At 61.3% G+C, this 15,300-nt stretch carries 19 protein-coding genes and 1 pseudogene; 4 read left to right on the top strand and 16 right to left on the bottom strand.

Features of this window, described 5'->3' with window-relative positions:
- Positions 1–2: 2 nt before the first annotated feature.
- From gshB to rsmI, 3 genes are all read right to left on the bottom strand, one after another.
- Entirely contained in the window at positions 3–938 is a 936-nt protein-coding gene (gene gshB, locus AB9K34_RS12390; RefSeq protein WP_369954742.1) for a glutathione synthase, read from the bottom strand.
- A gap of 61 nt (positions 939–999) precedes the next feature.
- Positions 1,000–1,371: a YraN family protein gene (locus tag AB9K34_RS12385; protein WP_369954741.1), complete on the bottom strand. Its 372-nt coding sequence runs from the start codon at positions 1,369–1,371 to the stop codon at positions 1,000–1,002.
- Positions 1,372–1,382: 11 nt separating this feature from the next.
- A complete protein-coding gene (gene rsmI / locus AB9K34_RS12380; protein ID WP_369954740.1) occupies positions 1,383–2,240 on the bottom strand; it encodes a 16S rRNA (cytidine(1402)-2'-O)-methyltransferase in 858 nt (285 codons plus the stop codon).
- An 86-nt stretch (positions 2,241–2,326) separates the two neighbouring features.
- On the opposite strand from rsmI, the gene AB9K34_RS12375 reads away from it, so the two are divergent.
- From AB9K34_RS12375 to murJ, 3 genes are all read left to right on the top strand, one after another.
- Positions 2,327–3,496: a penicillin-binding protein activator gene (locus AB9K34_RS12375; RefSeq protein ID WP_369954739.1), complete on the top strand. Its 1,170-nt coding sequence runs from the start codon at positions 2,327–2,329 to the stop codon at positions 3,494–3,496.
- Positions 3,456–6,284 (top strand): [protein-PII] uridylyltransferase, encoded by a 2,829-nt coding sequence (locus AB9K34_RS12370; protein WP_369954738.1) that lies wholly within the window; start codon positions 3,456–3,458, stop codon positions 6,282–6,284. The genes AB9K34_RS12375 and AB9K34_RS12370 overlap by 41 nt, the downstream gene beginning before the upstream one ends.
- A 70-nt stretch (positions 6,285–6,354) precedes the next feature.
- Positions 6,355–7,938 (top strand): murein biosynthesis integral membrane protein MurJ, encoded by a 1,584-nt coding sequence (gene murJ, locus AB9K34_RS12365; RefSeq protein WP_369954737.1) that lies wholly within the window; start codon positions 6,355–6,357, stop codon positions 7,936–7,938.
- A gap of 20 nt (positions 7,939–7,958) precedes the next feature.
- Here murJ and AB9K34_RS12360 read toward each other — a convergent pair whose 3' ends face one another.
- Positions 7,959–8,645 carry a rhomboid family intramembrane serine protease gene (locus AB9K34_RS12360; RefSeq protein WP_369954736.1) on the bottom strand — a complete coding sequence of 229 codons (687 nt, stop codon included), beginning with the start codon at positions 8,643–8,645 and terminating at the stop codon, positions 7,959–7,961.
- 101 nt (positions 8,646–8,746) lie between these two features.
- Here AB9K34_RS12360 and trpS point away from each other — a divergent pair, with 101 nt between their 5' ends.
- Complete coding sequence (gene trpS / locus AB9K34_RS12355; protein ID WP_369954735.1) at positions 8,747–9,772, top strand: tryptophan--tRNA ligase; 1,026 nt, start codon at positions 8,747–8,749, stop codon at positions 9,770–9,772.
- A gap of 85 nt (positions 9,773–9,857) precedes the next feature.
- On the opposite strand, the gene rpmD is transcribed toward trpS, so the two are convergent.
- The 12 genes and pseudogenes from rpmD to AB9K34_RS12295 all read right to left on the bottom strand — a co-directional run.
- Positions 9,858–10,046, bottom strand: coding sequence for a 50S ribosomal protein L30 (gene rpmD, locus AB9K34_RS12350; RefSeq protein ID WP_299829231.1), 189 nt, complete (start codon positions 10,044–10,046; stop codon positions 9,858–9,860).
- 12 nt (positions 10,047–10,058) lie between these two features.
- Positions 10,059–10,631 (bottom strand): 30S ribosomal protein S5, encoded by a 573-nt coding sequence (gene rpsE, locus AB9K34_RS12345; protein WP_369954733.1) that lies wholly within the window; start codon positions 10,629–10,631, stop codon positions 10,059–10,061.
- Positions 10,632–10,735: 104 nt separating this feature from the next.
- Positions 10,736–11,095 (bottom strand): 50S ribosomal protein L18, encoded by a 360-nt coding sequence (gene rplR / locus AB9K34_RS12340; protein WP_369954732.1) that lies wholly within the window; start codon positions 11,093–11,095, stop codon positions 10,736–10,738.
- Positions 11,096–11,106: 11 nt separating this feature from the next.
- Positions 11,107–11,640, bottom strand: coding sequence for a 50S ribosomal protein L6 (rplF, locus tag AB9K34_RS12335; RefSeq protein WP_369954731.1), 534 nt, complete (start codon positions 11,638–11,640; stop codon positions 11,107–11,109).
- A 12-nt stretch (positions 11,641–11,652) separates the two neighbouring features.
- The gene (gene rpsH, locus AB9K34_RS12330; protein ID WP_369954730.1) at positions 11,653–12,045 is read right to left on the bottom strand and encodes a 30S ribosomal protein S8; all 393 of its coding nucleotides are present in this window, start codon (positions 12,043–12,045) and stop codon (positions 11,653–11,655) included.
- 13 nt (positions 12,046–12,058) lie between these two features.
- On the bottom strand, positions 12,059–12,364 hold the full coding sequence (rpsN, locus tag AB9K34_RS12325; RefSeq protein ID WP_369954729.1) for a 30S ribosomal protein S14: 306 nt from the start codon (positions 12,362–12,364) through the stop codon (positions 12,059–12,061).
- Positions 12,365–12,382: 18 nt separating this feature from the next.
- Positions 12,383–12,946, bottom strand: coding sequence for a 50S ribosomal protein L5 (gene rplE, locus AB9K34_RS12320; RefSeq protein ID WP_369954728.1), 564 nt, complete (start codon positions 12,944–12,946; stop codon positions 12,383–12,385).
- Positions 12,939–13,250 carry a 50S ribosomal protein L24 gene (rplX, locus tag AB9K34_RS12315; protein WP_369954727.1) on the bottom strand — a complete coding sequence of 104 codons (312 nt, stop codon included), beginning with the start codon at positions 13,248–13,250 and terminating at the stop codon, positions 12,939–12,941. Before rplX ends, rplE begins: the two co-directional genes overlap by 8 nt.
- A gap of 2 nt (positions 13,251–13,252) precedes the next feature.
- Entirely contained in the window at positions 13,253–13,621 is a 369-nt protein-coding gene (rplN, locus tag AB9K34_RS12310; RefSeq protein WP_008757934.1) for a 50S ribosomal protein L14, read from the bottom strand.
- Between the two features lie 72 nt (positions 13,622–13,693).
- Entirely contained in the window at positions 13,694–13,924 is a 231-nt protein-coding gene (gene rpsQ / locus AB9K34_RS12305; RefSeq protein WP_369954726.1) for a 30S ribosomal protein S17, read from the bottom strand.
- A gap of 4 nt (positions 13,925–13,928) precedes the next feature.
- Positions 13,929–14,135, bottom strand: coding sequence for a 50S ribosomal protein L29 (gene rpmC, locus AB9K34_RS12300; protein ID WP_010437082.1), 207 nt, complete (start codon positions 14,133–14,135; stop codon positions 13,929–13,931).
- Between the two features lie 349 nt (positions 14,136–14,484).
- Positions 14,485–15,160, bottom strand: a pseudogene (locus AB9K34_RS12295) (IS5 family transposase); the annotation flags it as partial.
- Positions 15,161–15,300: the final 140 nt, after the last annotated feature.

Below are 15,300 nucleotides of genomic sequence, written 5' to 3'. Positions count from 1 at the left end.
CGTCAGCCGAGTTTGCCTTCGATGGCCAACCAGATCTTTTCGGCGATATTGACCCCGTCAAAGCGTTCGAGTTCCTGGATACCGGTGGGAGAGGTCACATTGATTTCCGTGAGATAATCGCCGATCACGTCGATCCCCACGAATATCTGACCCTTTTCACGCAGCAACGGGCCGATCGCGGCACAGATTTCCCTGTCACGCGCACTCAGGCCAATCTGCTCCGGCCGGCCGCCCACATGCATGTTCGAACGGGTTTCGCCCTCGGCCGGCACCCGGTTGATCGCCCCGACAGGTTCGCCATCGACAAGAATGACCCGCTTGTCCCCGTTGCGCACGTCGGGCAGGAATTTCTGCACGATCAGCGGTTCGCGGGAAAATCCGGTGAACAATTCGTAGAGCGAGGTCAGATTCCGGTCATTCTCGTCGAGCCGGAAAACCCCGGCACCGCCATTGCCATAGAGCGGCTTGAGAATGATGTCCCTGTGCTCGGCCTTGAAGGCCTTGATCGTGTCCAGATCCCGGGCAATCGTCGTCGGCGGCGTCAAGTCAGGGAAATCGAGGACCAGCAGCTTTTCCGGGTAGTTGCGTACCCAGAACGGATCGTTCACCACCAGCGCCTTGCCCCTGAGCCGGTCAAGCAGATGGGTCGACGTGATGTAATGCATGTCGAACGGCGGGTCCTGCCGCAGCCAGACAACGTCGAAATCCGCCAGGTCCACATCGCGCAGATCACCCAGGATCGCGGGCTGCCCGGCGACCCGTTGAACACGCATGTCCTGTCCGCGTGCGGTGATGCGGCCCTGCTGATAGGCCAGCCGATCCGGGCTGTAATAGAACAGATCATGCCCCCGCGCCTGAGCTTCTTCTGCCAGACGAAAACTGCTGTCGGCGTTGATGTCGACGTTCCCGATCGGGTCCATCTGAAAGGCAATCTTCATGGCGCGTTCCTCTGTCTTGCGCCTGATACATGGCGCAGCGGGGCCACGGGTTCAATGCCGATCAATCACCGCCGAATGCGTTTTCGACGATCTCGAACGCGCCCTGCGCATCAACCAGCGCGGCGTCGAACCGCATATCGGTCAGCGCGCCGGATGGCTGATCCGCCAGAAACTCCTGGGCCGACATCATGATTCTCTGCATCTGGCGGACGTTGATCCGTTCGGCGGCGCGGGCGATGCTTGGCCCTTTCTTGACCTCGACAAAGACCACGGTGGCGGTATCGCGCAGAATCAGGTCGATCTCGCCCGAGGCACCCCGCCATCGGCGCGCAAGAATGTCATAGCCCTGCTGCCGGTAGTATCGCGCGACCTGTTGCTCGGCGGCGTCGCCCGCATGATGCGCGATCCGGCCTCTGACTTCCGCGTCCATCATGCCACCCCTGCTCAGGTTTTTGTAAGGGTCAACGCCAGTTGGTAAACCCGTCTGCGCGGAACGCCGTGACTTTGCGATACGAGATCGGCCGCATCCTTGACCGAATGTTCCTTCAACGCCGCCCGCAGATCTCCTTCTAGGTCTGAATCGTTAACCGCCTCTGAACGGGCGCGGTCGATCACCAGCACGATCTCACCCTTGATCCTGTCATTCGCCACGCTGTCGGCCAGTTCCTGCAAGCCGCCCCTGCGCACCTCCTCGAATCTCTTGGTCAGTTCCCGGCAGATCGCGGCGGGGCGCTCCGCACCAAGCGTCTCAGCCATATCTGCGAGACTCGCCGCGACACGTTTGGGCGATTCGTAGAAAACCAGCGTGCCGGGCACCGACCGCAGTTCTTCCAGTCGCGCACGGCGCGCCCCGGAAGCGTTCGGCAGAAATCCGGCAAAGAAAAACGCGTCGGTCGGCAGACCCGCAAGCGTCAAGGCGGTCAGGACCGCCGATGCACCCGGCGCCACGGTGACGAGATGCCCCGCCTCATGTGCGGCACGGCTCAGATCGTAACCCGGGTCCGAGATCAGTGGCATGCCCGCTTCCGAGGCATAGGCAACGGAACGCCCATCGGCCAGCGCATCAAGCAACTTCCTGCGCGCGTCCTCGCCGCTGTGGTCGTGATAGGCGAGCACCCGCCGCCCATCGAGCGGCACGGCGTGGATCTCCATCAGGTGACGCAGGCTGCGTGTGTCCTCGGCGGCGATCACGTCGGCCGAGGCCAGCACATCCAGGGCGCGCAGTGTGATGTCGCGCGCCGTTCCGATGGGCGTTGCGACGAAATACAGCCCCGGCGGCAATCGGACCTTTTGATGATTCAACGCTGGACCCTCTCCCGCTGACGTCTATTATCCCGTACTTGCTAGAGCGGCGCAGCAAGGCCGCCGCATGAGGGAGTTGCCGAACCATGTTTGCCGTTTTCGCCGTGCCCCGCAAGGTGGCGTTCTTTTGTCTGGCCCTGCTGTCGCTCGCAGCGCTGTCCGCCTGTGACGCAGTACCCGGAGGCGGGCCGACCATCAACACCGACAAACCGGTTCCGGTGGCGCTGCTTCTGCCGCGCAGTTCGCCGCAATCGGGCGACGCGGTTCTGTCACGCAGCCTCGAAAATTCGGCACGTCTCGCGATGGCCGACCTGAACGGCGTGCAGATCGACCTGCGGGTGTACGATACCGGCGGCAACGCGGCCACGGCGGCCGCACAGGCAACGCAGGCCGTGAATGACGGCGCGCGGATCATCCTCGGCCCGGTCTATTCGGAATCGACGAACGCGGTCGGGCTCGCGGTGCGCGGGCGCAATATCAACGTCCTGTCTTTCTCGAACAACCCGACCATCGCGGGCGGCAACGTATTCATTCTCGGACCGACATTCTACAACACGGCCAACCGTCTGGCGCGCTATTCCGCCAGCCGTGGCAAGGGGAATTTTGTTGTCGTTCATGGCACCGATATTGCCGGACAACTGGGCCGTGACGCCATTCAGCAGGCCATCAGGGGCAGCGGTGCGCGACTCGCCGGGACAGTTCCCTACGACCTGTCGCAGCAATCGGTCATCGCGACCGTGCCGCAGATCAAATCCATGGTTGACAGCACCGGCGCCGACTCGCTGTTTCTGGCGGCAACAACTGCGGGCGCGCTGCCGCTCCTGAGCCAGTTGCTGCCCGAAGCCGGCGTTTCGCCTGCCACCACCCAATTTGTCGGCCTGACCCGTTGGGATATTCCCGCGCCGACGCTGGCGCTGCCCGGGGTTCAGGGTGGCTGGTTCGCGCTTCCCGATCCGGGCAAGTCGCAGCAATTCAACGCACGCTATGCCGCCGCCTATGGCGGCAGCCCGCACCCGATCGGCGGTCTGGCCTATGACGGTATCGCGGCTATCGGCGCGCTGGTCGGTGCCGGCAAGGCCGACGCGCTGACCGGTGGGGCCCTGACCCAGGGGGCCGGTTTTCAGGGGGTCGGCGGCATCTTCCGCCTGCGGCCCGATGGCACCAACGAGCGTGGACTCGCGGTGGCGACAATTCAGAACAAACAGGTGGTTGTGATTGACCCTGCACCAACAAGCTTCTCCGGCGCCGGATTCTGATCCCGCCGCGCCGGGCCGCTACCATCCGGTCGCGCCCGGCCCGCTGATCTGCGATGAAACCGCGATTTTCGATGCTGTTTCGGTGCAGGACGAGATTGTCGCCGCCGCGCAGGATGCGGCAGACAATGCGGCCCTGCGGTCGGATACCGTCAGGATTTTGCGGAAAGCGCAGGAAAGCGGTCGGGCCGCCATCGCTGCGGCTTTTGCCGAGAAACCCTTTGCCGCGCGTGAACTGACCCGCTCCTATACCTATCTGACCGATGGGCTGGTCATGACCGCATTGATGGTCGCCCATACCCATCTGCATCCCCGACCCAACCCGACAGCCGGTGAACGTATCGCGGTGATCGCGGTCGGGGGGTATGGCCGCGGTGAAATGGCGCCGTTCTCGGATGTCGACCTGATGTTCCTGACGCCCTACAAGATCACTCCCTGGGCCGAGAGCGTCATCGAGTCGATGCTCTATATTCTCTGGGACATTCGTCTCAAGGTCGGACATGCCAGCCGCACCATCAAGGATTGCATCCGGTTAGGACAGGAGGATTTCACCATCCGCACAGCGTTGCTGGAGCATCGCTTCATCGCCGGGCACGCACCGCTTGCGAAAAAGCTGGATACGCGGCTGGATACCGAGCTTTTTACCGGCAACGGGCTGGATTTCGTCGAGGCCAAGCTGAACGAACGCGAAGCGCGCCATCTGAAACAGGGCGAGCGCTACATGGTCGAGCCCAACGTCAAGGAAGGCAAGGGTGGCCTGCGCGATCTGCAATCGCTGTTCTGGATTGCAAAATACATCCACGGTGTTCAGGACGCAGCCGAGCTCGTTCCGCTGGGTGTCTTTCAGGCCGATGAATTCGCGACGTTCGAAAAGGCCGAGGATTTTCTCTGGGCCGTGCGCGCGCACCTGCACCTGATCGCGGGCCGGCCGACCGAAAAGCTGACATTCGACATGCAGGTCGCGGTCGCCGAGGCCATGGGCTACAAGGACCTGGCCGGACGACGCGGCGTCGAAATCTTCATGCAGAACTATTTTCGCCACGCCACGGCGGTCGGCGACCTGACGCGCATCTTCCTGAGCAAACTGGAAGACATCAACGCCAAGTCCGAACCTCTGCTCGAACGCATCTTCCGCCGCAGACCCAAGATCAAACCGGGCTACGAGGTCGTCAAGAACCGACTCGCGATCGCGGACCCTGACGCGTTCCTCAAGGACAACCTGAACATGTTGCGCATCTTCGAAGAGGCGCTGCGCACAGGAATGCTCATCCATCCCGATGCAATGCGGCTGATCGCGTCGAATCTCAAGCTGATCGATAATGACATGCGTCACAACCGTGAGGCCCGGCGCATCTTTCTCGACCTGATGCTCAAGCATGGCAATCCGGAACGCGCGCTGCGTCGCATGAACGAACTGGGGGTCCTGTCGGCATTTGTGCCCGAATTCGAACCGATCGTCGCGATGATGCAGTTCAACATGTATCACAGCTATACGGTGGACGAGCACACCATCCAGTGCATTGCCAACCTGACCCAGATTGAACGGGGCGAGTTGATCGAATCTCTGCCCGTGGCGTCGTCGATCCTCAAGGAGGGTGTCAACCGCAAGGTTCTCTATGTCGCCCTGCTGCTGCACGACATCGGCAAGGGCCGTCCGGAAGATCATTCGATTCTCGGGGCGCAGATCGCTCGCAAGGTGGCGCCACGGCTCGGGCTGAACAAGGCGGATTCGGAAACGGTGGAATGGCTTGTCCGCTATCACCTGCTGATGTCCGATATGGCGCAAAAGCGCGACATTGCAGACCCCCGCACCGTTCGTGATTTTGCCAAGGCGGTGCAGACCGTCAAGCGGCTCGACCTGCTCACGGTACTGACCGTCTGCGACATTCGCGGCGTCGGTCCGGATGTCTGGAACAACTGGAAGGCCGCGCTGATCCGCGCCCTCTATCGTCAGACCCGGCGGGCGCTGGAAACCGGCATGGAAGACCTCAACCGCGAGAACCGCGGCGCCAGCGCCAAGAAAGCGCTGCGTGCGGCGCTGTCGGACTGGCCCAAATCCGCACTCGCCACCGAAACCAAGCGTCACTACCCGCCGTATTGGCAGGGTTTGCACGTGACCGCGCATGTAGATTTCGCCCGGATGCTGCGCGCGCTCGAGGATTCGGGTGACCCCAGCGGGATCATGATCCACCTCTATCCCGATCCCGATCGCGATGCCACGCGCGCCTGTTTCGTGATGGCGGATCATCCGGGCATCTTCGCCCGGCTGGCCGGGGCGCTGGCGCTTGTCGGGGCCAATGTGGTGGACGCGCGCAGCTATACCACCAAGGACGGTTACGTGACCGATGCCTTCTGGATACAGGACAGCGACGGGCACCCCTACGAGGCCGAGCGCCTGCCCCGGCTGACCAAGATGATCCACAAGACCCTGAAGGGAGAGGTGATCGCCAGCGACGCCTTCAAGAGCCGCGACAAGATCAAGAAGCGTGAAAAGGCATTCAACGTGCCGACACATATCAGCTTCGACAACGAAGGTTCGGATATATACACGATCATCGAAGTCGACACCCGCGACCGGCCCGGCCTGCTCTATGATCTGACACGGACCCTTGCCAACGCCAATATCTACATCGCCAACGCAGTGATCGCGACCTATGGCGAGCAGGTGGTCGACTCCTTTTACGTCAAGGACATGTTCGGGCTGAAATACTATTCGGAAACCAAGCAACGTTCGCTCGAAGCCAAGCTGCGCAAGGCGATTGCCGATGGAACGGATCGGGCGGAAACGTGAAATCTGGCGCTGCGACGCGCCGTTCGCCATGACCGGCACACCCCGTCCTCGCGCGTGAAAGGACCTTTTCTTGAAACCCATTCGCCTGATGTCGGGCTTTCTGACGGTCGGAGTCTGGACCCTGCTCAGCCGGGTCCTCGGTTTCGTGCGCGACATTCTCATCGCCGGCTGGCTGGGCACCGGGCCCGTGGCCGAAGCGTTTCTCGTGGCGTTCAGCCTGCCGAACATGTTTCGACGCTTTTTCGCAGAGGGCGCGTTCAATACCGCTTTCATTCCGTTATTCTCGAAGAAGCTGGAAATCGGCGGAGATGCGCAACGCTTTGCCAATGATGCCTTTGCGGCACTCGGCTCGCTGCTGATCGTATTCACGCTTCTGGCGCAGGTATGCATGCCGTGGCTGGTGCTCGCCATGGCCAGCGGCTTTGCCGGGGATGAGCGGTTCGATCTCGCGGTGCTGTTCGGGCGGATCGCCTTTCCCTATATCCTGTTCATTTCGCTGGCGGCGCTGCTCTCCGGCATCCTGAACGCCACCGGACGGTTTGCCGCGGCCGCAGCCGCCCCGGTTCTGCTGAACGTCATCCTGATCCTGGCCCTGCTCCTCGCCGAAACCGATCTTTTCATCTCTGGCGGCGGCGACGGCACCATGCAGCAGCCAGGAATGCGCCACGGTACTTTCCTTGTCTGGGGCGTTTTGGTGGCCGGTATCGCACAACTGGCCTTGCTCTGGGTCGCGGCCAGACGCGCCGGTTTTCGCATCACGCCGCAGCGGCCCCGCCTGACACCGGATATCAAGCGATTGGCCATCATTGCGCTGCCCGCGATGCTGGCCGGAGGGGTCGTTCAGATCAATCTGCTTGTGGGCCGCCAGGTCGCCAGCTTTTACGAGGGGGCAATTGCGTGGCTCAGCTATGCGGACCGTCTTTATCAGCTGCCGCTGGGTGTGGTCGGGATTGCGGTGGGCGTCGTGCTGCTGCCCGACCTGTCGCGCCGTCTTGCCGCCCGCGACGATACCGGCGCGCGCAACGCGCTCAGCCGTGCGGGCGAGGTCTCGCTGGCGCTTACCATCCCGTCGGCAGTAGCCCTTGTGGTGATCCCCTACCCGATGATTTCGGTTCTGTTTCAGCGCGGGGCCTTTGACGCGGCCGATGCCGGCGCCACCGCGCTTGCGGTTGCGGTCTATGGGTTGGGACTCCCGGCATTCGTTCTGCAAAAGGTCCTGCAACCGCTTTACTTTGCCCGAGAAGACACCCGAACCCCGTTTCGCTTTGCGGTAATATCAATGATCGTCAATGTCGTTGTCGCCGTCGCGATGGCCTATCTTCTGGGCTATATCGGCGCCGCGATCGGCACCACGGTTGCCGCGTGGACAATGACGTTGCAACTGGCGCTCGGCACCCGCGCGATGGGCGAGGTCGCGCGATTTGACGACCGGTTCTACCGCCGTCTCTGGCGCATCTGCGCGGCCGCCGCGGTAATGGGCCTGGTGCTGGTCGTGGTTGCCGCGCTCTTGTCCGACGCGCTTGATACGGCGGGATTGCGTTATCTGGCGCTCGCAAGTCTGATCGTTGCGGGCATCGTGACATATTTCGGCGTGGGCCAGCTCATCGGCGCCTTTCGGCTCGCCGAGTTTCGCGGCGCGCTGCGGCGCCGCTGATCCGCGCGGGACTGCTGCGCCTATTTGCGTTGTACCAGCCGCCGCAAACGGGCGAGACCGCCAGGCGCCAGCACCGTGGAGAGGCAAAACCCGGTCGTGAAACCGGCAAGATCGGCGACCCAATCGGGACTTCCGCCAAAGATCAGACCGAACACCAGCTGTATGCCCATCAGAAAGCTGATCAGTGTAAAGGCCCGCGTCTGGTTCGCACCAACCCGCGACAGCGACATCCAGAGCATATAGGTAAAGGCTCCGATCAGCCCATAGACCGGCGGGAAGCCACCGATCAGAGGCGCGGGATCGTTCAGCATCAGCGCATAGGCCAAAGCCCCACCGATACCGGAGAGCACGAAGATCACGAGGAACGCAATGCTTCCGAACACCTCGGCCACCATCTTGCCCATCGCCAGCAGGAAGACACCGACAAACAGCGCATGCGTGAAAGACGCATGAACGAACGGATAGCTTACAAAGCGTATCAGATGCTCGACCGGCCAGCGATGGTTCGCCATCATCCAGTCGAACACCGCCGCAGAAAACGCATAGGTCTGCATCGCATCCAGCCGCCAGCCAACGGCAGTGGGGCCGCCGATGATTCCGCGCGTGCCCAGCTGGAACACCAGTTCGATCCCCATGATGAAAAAGAACATTGCCACCACCACCGGCGGCATCGGATTCACTGCGGGAACACTGCCCTGTTCATTCATCTGCCCGGACTCCTCGATGCCTGTTCGTTGCGCCTGTTGACGATACCCCGCCTCATGGGTAAGCGAGGCCGACCAGATTTGCCAGACGGGAGTTGCTCCAGATGACCGATACCAGTTTCCAGCCCCGCGTCTTTTCGGGGATCCAGCCGTCCGGAGACCTGCATCTCGGCAATTATCTCGGCGCGCTGAAACGCTTTGCCGATGCGCAGAACCAGGGGGTCGAGTCGATCTATTGCATGGTCGATCTGCACGCGATCACCGTCTGGCAGGATCCCAAGGACCTGCGCCACAGCACCCGCGAGCTTTGCGCCGGGTTCATCGCCAGCGGCATCGATCCCGAGAAATCCATCCTGATCAACCAGAGCCAGGTGCCCGAACACGCGCAACTGGCCTGGATTTTCAACTGTGTCGCCCGCATCGGCTGGATGAACCGCATGACGCAGTTCAAGGACAAGGCCGGCAAGAACGCGGAAAAGGCGAGCCTTGGGCTCTATGCCTATCCGTCGCTGATGGCCGCCGATATTCTGGTTTATCATGCCACCCACGTCCCCGTGGGCGAGGATCAGAAACAGCACCTCGAGTTGACACGCGACATCGCGACCAAGTTCAACCACGATTACGGTGTCGATTTCTTCCCGATCACCGAACCGGTCATCGAAGGCACCGCGACCCGCGTGATGAGCCTGCGTGACGGCTCCAAGAAGATGAGCAAATCCGATCCTTCGGACATGAGCCGGATCAACCTGACCGACGATGCGGACACCATCGCCAGGAAAATCCGCAAGGCCAAGACCGACGCGGAGCCGCTGCCCGATTCGATCGACGGGCTGGATGACCGGCCAGAAGCGCGCAACCTCGTGAACATCTACGCCGCGCTCACCGACCGCACACAGCAGCAGGTTATCGACGAATTTGCAGGCAAGCAGTTTGGGCAGTTCAAGCCGGCGCTGGCCGACATCGCTGTCGAACGCATGTCGCCAATCACCACCGAGATGGCGCGCCTGATGGATGATCCGGCCGAAATCGACCGTATTCTGACGCGTGGAGCCACCCGCGCCCGCGAGATTACCGCCCCGATCCTGCGCAAGACCTATGACATCGTCGGCATGGTGGGTGCCACGGCCTGAGCCCGCCAGAAAACCGTGGCCGACACATGAGAAAACCGCCCCGGATCACTCCGGAGCGGTTTTTTGTTTTCGCTTCAAAGGCGACTTAATCGCGCTCTTCGACGATCTCGACCATGTGCGGAATGCTGTTGATCATTCCACGCACGCTGGGCGTATCTTCCAGTTCGCGGGTCTTGTGCATCTTGTTCAGTCCCAGGCCGATCAGCGTCGCGCGCTGTTTGGCCGGGCGGCGGATCGGGCTGCCGATCTGCTTGACGACGATGGTTTTTGCCATGTTCCCGTCTCCTTACGCTTCTGCGGCTTCCGCCACAGGCGCTTCGTCACGCTTAGGCAGGATGTCGGACACTTTCTTGCCGCGACGTTGCGCAACAGCACGCGGGCTGGATTCCTTGCGCAGACCGTCGATGGTGGCCCGGATCATGTTGTAGGGGTTCTGGCTGCCGATCGACTTGGACACGACGTCCTTGACGCCCAGCATCTCGAATACCGCACGCATCGGACCACCGGCGATGATACCGGTACCTTCCGGCGCGGTGCGCATGACAACGCGACCTGCGCCATGCCGGCCTTCCATGTCGTGGTGCAGGGTACGGCCTTCGCGCAGTTGAACGCGGATCATCTGACGCTTGGCCTGTTCCGTGGCCTTACGAATGGCCTCGGGGACCTCTTTCGCCTTGCCCTTGCCAAAGCCGACGCGACCTTTCTGATCGCCGACAACGACCAGCGCGGCAAAGCCGAAGCGCTTACCACCCTTGACGGTTTTGGATACGCGGTTGATCGCGACCAGGCGATCTGCGAATTCCGGAGCTTCATCGCGCTGATTGCGGCGACCGCCCCGTTGATTGGGTTCTCTGGCCATGCTGGCCTCCTGTCTTGCGGTGCTCGGCACCATTGTCTCAATCCTGGTGGGCATCATCATGCCCCCGGATCATCGAGGCGGCCCCGGAAGGCCGCCTGCAGGTCCTAGATTTTCAGGCCACCCTCGCGGGCGGCATCGGCGAGAGCCTTGACCTTGCCGTGGAAAAGGAAACCACCACGGTCGAAATAGGCTTCTTCAACACCGGCCTTCTTGGCGCGTTCGGCGATGGCCGACCCCACCTTGGCAGCGGCTTCGACGTTGTTCTTGCCGACAACGCCCAGGTCTTTTTCGAGCGACGACGCGGACGCCAGGGTGACGCCATTCACATCGTCGATCAGCTGGACGCTGATGTTCTTGTTGCTGCGGTGCACCGACAGACGCAGGCGCCCGGCGTTGACCTTGCGCAGCTTGTTCCGAACGCGCAGGCGGCGCTTCAGAAACAGGGTTCTTTTGCTGTTTGCCATATCCTGGGTCCTTACTTCTTCTTGCCTTCTTTGCGGAAGATGAACTCGCCCTTGTAGCGGATTCCCTTGCCCTTGTAGGGCTCGGGCTTGCGCCAGGAGCGGATGTTCGCGGCAACCTGACCAACAAGCTGTTCGTCAATGCCTTCCACAACGATCTCGGTCTGCTTGGGCGCGGTCACGGTGACACCTTCCGGTGCAACGTAATCGACGTCATGCGACAGGCCGAGGTTCAGCTTGAGCGTGTTGCCCTGCATTTGCGCACGATAACCGACACCCTGGATTTCAAGCTCTTTCTTGAACCCCTGGGTAACGCCGGTCACCAGATTGGCGACCATGGTGCGGGACATGCCCCACTGCTGGCGGGCCCGCTTGGAGCTGCCGCGCGGCGTGATGGTAACGACATTGTCCTCGACCGCGAGGGTCACGTCGTCCGTGGCGCTGAAGCTGCGGGCGCCCTTGGGGCCTTTCACTTCGATGGTCTGACCCGACACAGTGGCGGTAACGCCGCTGGGCAGCTCGACCGGTTTCTTACCAATACGAGACATCGAGAGACCTCCTTAGAATACGGTGCACAGCACTTCGCCGCCAACATTGGCTGCGCGCGCGCTTGCGTCCGACATCACGCCCTTGGGCGTCGAGACGATCGACACACCCAGCCCCTGACGGACCTGCGGAATGTCCTTGACGCCCATGTAAACGCGGCGACCGGGCTTGGAGACCCGCTTGAGCTCACGAATGACAGGCTCGCCTTCATAGTACTTCAGGCTGATCTCGATGGCCGGGTGGCCGTCGGCACCGGTGACTTTCTCGTAGCCGCGGATGTAGCCTTCGTCGGCCAGCACATCCAGAACCCACGCCCGCAGCTTGGAGGCCGGGGTCATGACGGTGGACTTGCCGCGCAGCGACGAGTTGCGGATCCGGGTGAGCATGTCTGCGATAGGATCGTTCATAACAGTCTCTCCCTTACCAGCTCGATTTCACCATGCCGGGGATCTGACCGGCAGAGCCGAGATCCCGCAGCGCGATCCGCGAAATTTTCAGTTTGCGATAATACGCATGCGGACGACCGGTCAGTTGGCACCGGTTGTGCAGACGCGTCGCCGAACTGTTGCGCGGCAGTTTTGCAAGCTTGAGACGCGCCTTGAAACGCTCTTCCATCGGCTTGCTCTCGTCATTCGCGATCTCTTTGAGAGCGGCACGTTTGGCGGCGTATTTCTCCACCAGGCGTTCACGCTTCTTCTCGCGCTCGATCATTGCTTTTTTAGCCATGTCTAATCCTTCCCGCGCTTATGAATTGAAGGGCATGTTGAAATGCTTCAACAGCGCCTTGGCTTCAGCGTCGGTCTTCGCTGTGGTGGCGATTATGATGTCCATCCCCCAGGTTTCGTCGACCTTGTCGAAATCGATCTCGGGGAACACGATGTGTTCCTTCAGGCCCATGGCATAGTTGCCACGGCCATCGAACGATTTGCCCGACACGCCGCGGAAGTCGCGGATACGGGGCATGGCGATGGTGATCAGGCGATCGAGGAATTCGTACATCCGCTCGCCGCGCAGGGTCACCTTGGCACCCAGAGGCATGTCTTCACGCACGCGGAAACCGGCGATCGATTTCTTTGCACGCGTTGTCAGGGCCTTCTGGCCGGCAATCGCGGTCAGGTCTTCCTGCGCCGATTTTGCCTTCTTGCTGTCACGGACAGCTTCTGCACCACAGCCGATGTTCAGGACGATCTTGTCCAGTCGCGGGATCTGCATGTCGTTCTTGTAGCCGAATTCCTCTTTCAGCGCCGCACGGATGCGGTCTGCGTATTCGGCCTTGAGACGCGGGGTGTAGTTTGCGGAATCAAGCATCGATCACGTCCCCCGTGGTTTTGGCAAAGCGCACTTTCTTGTCGCCGTCCATTTTGAAACCCACGCGGGTGGGTTTGCCATTGGCGTCGATCAGCGCAAGATTGCTGAGCTGGATCGGCATCGCCTTGGGGATACGGCCGCCCTGGCTCTGCTGGCTCTGACGGGTGGCACGGATGGCGATGTTCACGCCCTCGACAACGGCCTTGCCGGCTTTCGGGTCAACGGAAGAAATGGTGCCTTCCTTGCCCTTGTCCTTGCCGGCCAACACGACGACCTTGTCGCCTTTGCGGAGTTTGGCAGCCATGGTTACAGCACCTCCGGAGCGAGCGAAATGATTTTCATGAAGTTCTTGCCGCGCAATTCGCGAACGACCGGGCCAAAGATACGTGTTCCGACCGGCTCGTTGTTGTTGTTCAGGATGACGGCTGCGTTGCGATCGAAGCGGATCGCGGTGCCGTCTTCGCGACGGACTTCCTTGGCGGTGCGCACGACGACGGCCTTGCGGACGTCTCCTTTTTTCACGCGGCCGCGCGGGATGGCTTCCTTGACCGAGACGACAATGATGTCGCCGACGGATGCGTATTTACGCTTGGAACCACCCAGGACCTTGATGCACTGAACACGGCGTGCGCCGCTGTTGTCAGCAACATCCAGATTGGTCTGCATCTGGATCATGTGGTTTCTCCCGACCTTTGGGGACTGATGTTCTGCCCCAGGGTTTCGATTGTACCGGACGGTCCGGAAGGCTTATGCCTCCAGAACCTCCCAGCGTTTGGTCTTCGACTTGGGTGCACATTCGATGATGCGAACGGTGTCGCCCACCTTGAACGTGTTCTTCTCATCGTGAGCCCGGTATTTCTTGGACTTACGGATGGTCTTCTTCAGAACCGGATGCGTGAAACGGCGTTCCACGGAAACGGTCACGGTCTGTTCGTTGGCGTCGCTGGTCACGGTGCCTTGCAGGATACGCTTGGGCATCTGATTACTCCTCGGATGCCGCAGCAGCGGCCTTTTCGTTCAGAATGGTCTTGACACGGGCCGCATTGCGGCGCGCGGCCTTGATGCCGGCTGTGTTTTCCAGCTGGCCGGTCGCCTGTTGAAAGCGCAGGTTGAAGCTCTCTTTCTTCAGGTTGGCCAGTTCCTCGCGGAGCTGGTCCGGAGTCTTGTCACGAAGTTCCTGGGCGTTCATCGCCTTTTCCTTTTCTCAAAACACCAGAAGGCCCCCTGCAGGGTCACCTTTGACCTGGTGGATGAATGATAGACATGCGAATCCCCCGCCAACGGCAGGTTCATGCAGGATGCCGCTCAATAGGGGGTCGATCATAAGAAGGCAAGCAAAAGTTTGCGCTGCAGCCATTTCATCGCGACGCCAGCGGACGCGGTAAAAACCGGAGGATAGGATACTGCGGTCTTTTGGCGACACCCTCTGTGGCGGGCTTAGCGACGAGTGCATGTTCTTCGACGCTAACTTGGCATCGTGAGTAGGCATTGTTGCAGAACTCCGGCTTGAGGCTTGATTTCCCCCTGCCCCACTGACGTCATGCCATACGGACAATCTCGGCAGTGCCGGGGGCGTTGAAGCGGTTCATTAGGGCAATGCGGATGTGGATTTCGGCGGTATGGCGGTCGGGGTCTCTCGCCATGATGCGCTCACCGAAGGCTTTCAGGCAGCGCATCCACTGCCGGGCAGTGGTTTGCCTGTAAATCATGAGAGGGTTTGCCTCGATCCGGCTGCGGGCGTGATATCCGGTCCAGCGCTTCCAGAACGCCCGGCCGTAGTGGCGGGCGGCGCACAATGTCTCATTGCGGACCTTGGCAGCCGGGCAGTTTTCTTTCCAAGGCGGCCCATTCATGCGTATCGCGATGATCGGCACAGCATCACGCGCGATTATGGCGGTGTGGCAGCAACGCCTGTCATAGGCATCGTCGGCGGTGACGGTGCCAATTTTCTCTTCTGCCGGGAACTGGCCCAGCAGGTCGTGCAGGACGGGGCTGTCGCCTTCCCGGCTGGGGGGGAACTCGATGTCGCGGATGTCGGAGGTGGCTATCCATGGCCAGATGAACCTTGCGCCATTGGCGACGGCCTTGCACATCGTGCTTGCGCGCTTGCCGTTCGCCGTCGCCGGGAAACTGGATGCCGGTGCGGTCCACGAGCAGCTTCAGCGGCCCATCTGCGCGGCGATAAGGGACCTGAACGGCCAGGGTCTTCTGCCTGTGACCTGCCCCCCTTCGGTCCCTCGTTCATAACGAGAGTCTGCGGGTTTGATCTTGATAATCATGGGTTTCGGTTTGGGCAAGCGCGCCGGGCGCGGAGCCCTCAAATTGCTCAAGCGCTCGGCGCGCTTGCAGTGGCG

This window comes from Sedimentitalea sp. XS_ASV28, from assembly GCF_041224545.1.
GTDB lineage: Bacteria > Pseudomonadota > Alphaproteobacteria > Rhodobacterales > Rhodobacteraceae > Sedimentitalea.
Note: the sequence above shows the minus strand (reverse complement) of the source record. Positions and strands in the feature narration are given on the sequence as shown.

Bases quoted from the DNA above. Each gene is read 5' to 3' on its own strand.
- gshB (WP_369954742.1), bottom strand. From the start codon at position 938: ATGAAGATTGCCTTTCAGATGGACCCGATCGGGAACGTCGACATCAAC.
- AB9K34_RS12385 (WP_369954741.1), bottom strand. From the start codon at position 1,371: ATGATGGACGCGGAAGTCAGAGGCCGGATCGCGCATCATGCGGGCGAC.
- AB9K34_RS12375 (WP_369954739.1), top strand. From the start codon at position 2,327: ATGTTTGCCGTTTTCGCCGTGCCCCGCAAGGTGGCGTTCTTTTGTCTG.
- AB9K34_RS12360 (WP_369954736.1), bottom strand. From the start codon at position 8,645: ATGAATGAACAGGGCAGTGTTCCCGCAGTGAATCCGATGCCGCCGGTG.
- trpS (WP_369954735.1), top strand. From the start codon at position 8,747: ATGACCGATACCAGTTTCCAGCCCCGCGTCTTTTCGGGGATCCAGCCG.
- rpmD (WP_299829231.1), bottom strand. From the start codon at position 10,046: ATGGCAAAAACCATCGTCGTCAAGCAGATCGGCAGCCCGATCCGCCGC.
- rpsE (WP_369954733.1), bottom strand. From the start codon at position 10,631: ATGGCCAGAGAACCCAATCAACGGGGCGGTCGCCGCAATCAGCGCGAT.
- rplR (WP_369954732.1), bottom strand. From the start codon at position 11,095: ATGGCAAACAGCAAAAGAACCCTGTTTCTGAAGCGCCGCCTGCGCGTT.
- rplF (WP_369954731.1), bottom strand. From the start codon at position 11,640: ATGTCTCGTATTGGTAAGAAACCGGTCGAGCTGCCCAGCGGCGTTACC.
- rpsH (WP_369954730.1), bottom strand. From the start codon at position 12,045: ATGAACGATCCTATCGCAGACATGCTCACCCGGATCCGCAACTCGTCG.
- rpsN (WP_369954729.1), bottom strand. From the start codon at position 12,364: ATGGCTAAAAAAGCAATGATCGAGCGCGAGAAGAAGCGTGAACGCCTG.
- rplE (WP_369954728.1), bottom strand. From the start codon at position 12,946: ATGCTTGATTCCGCAAACTACACCCCGCGTCTCAAGGCCGAATACGCA.
- rplX (WP_369954727.1), bottom strand. From the start codon at position 13,250: ATGGCTGCCAAACTCCGCAAAGGCGACAAGGTCGTCGTGTTGGCCGGC.
- rplN (WP_008757934.1), bottom strand. From the start codon at position 13,621: ATGATCCAGATGCAGACCAATCTGGATGTTGCTGACAACAGCGGCGCA.
- rpsQ (WP_369954726.1), bottom strand. From the start codon at position 13,924: ATGCCCAAGCGTATCCTGCAAGGCACCGTGACCAGCGACGCCAACGAA.
- rpmC (WP_010437082.1), bottom strand. From the start codon at position 14,135: ATGAACGCCCAGGAACTTCGTGACAAGACTCCGGACCAGCTCCGCGAG.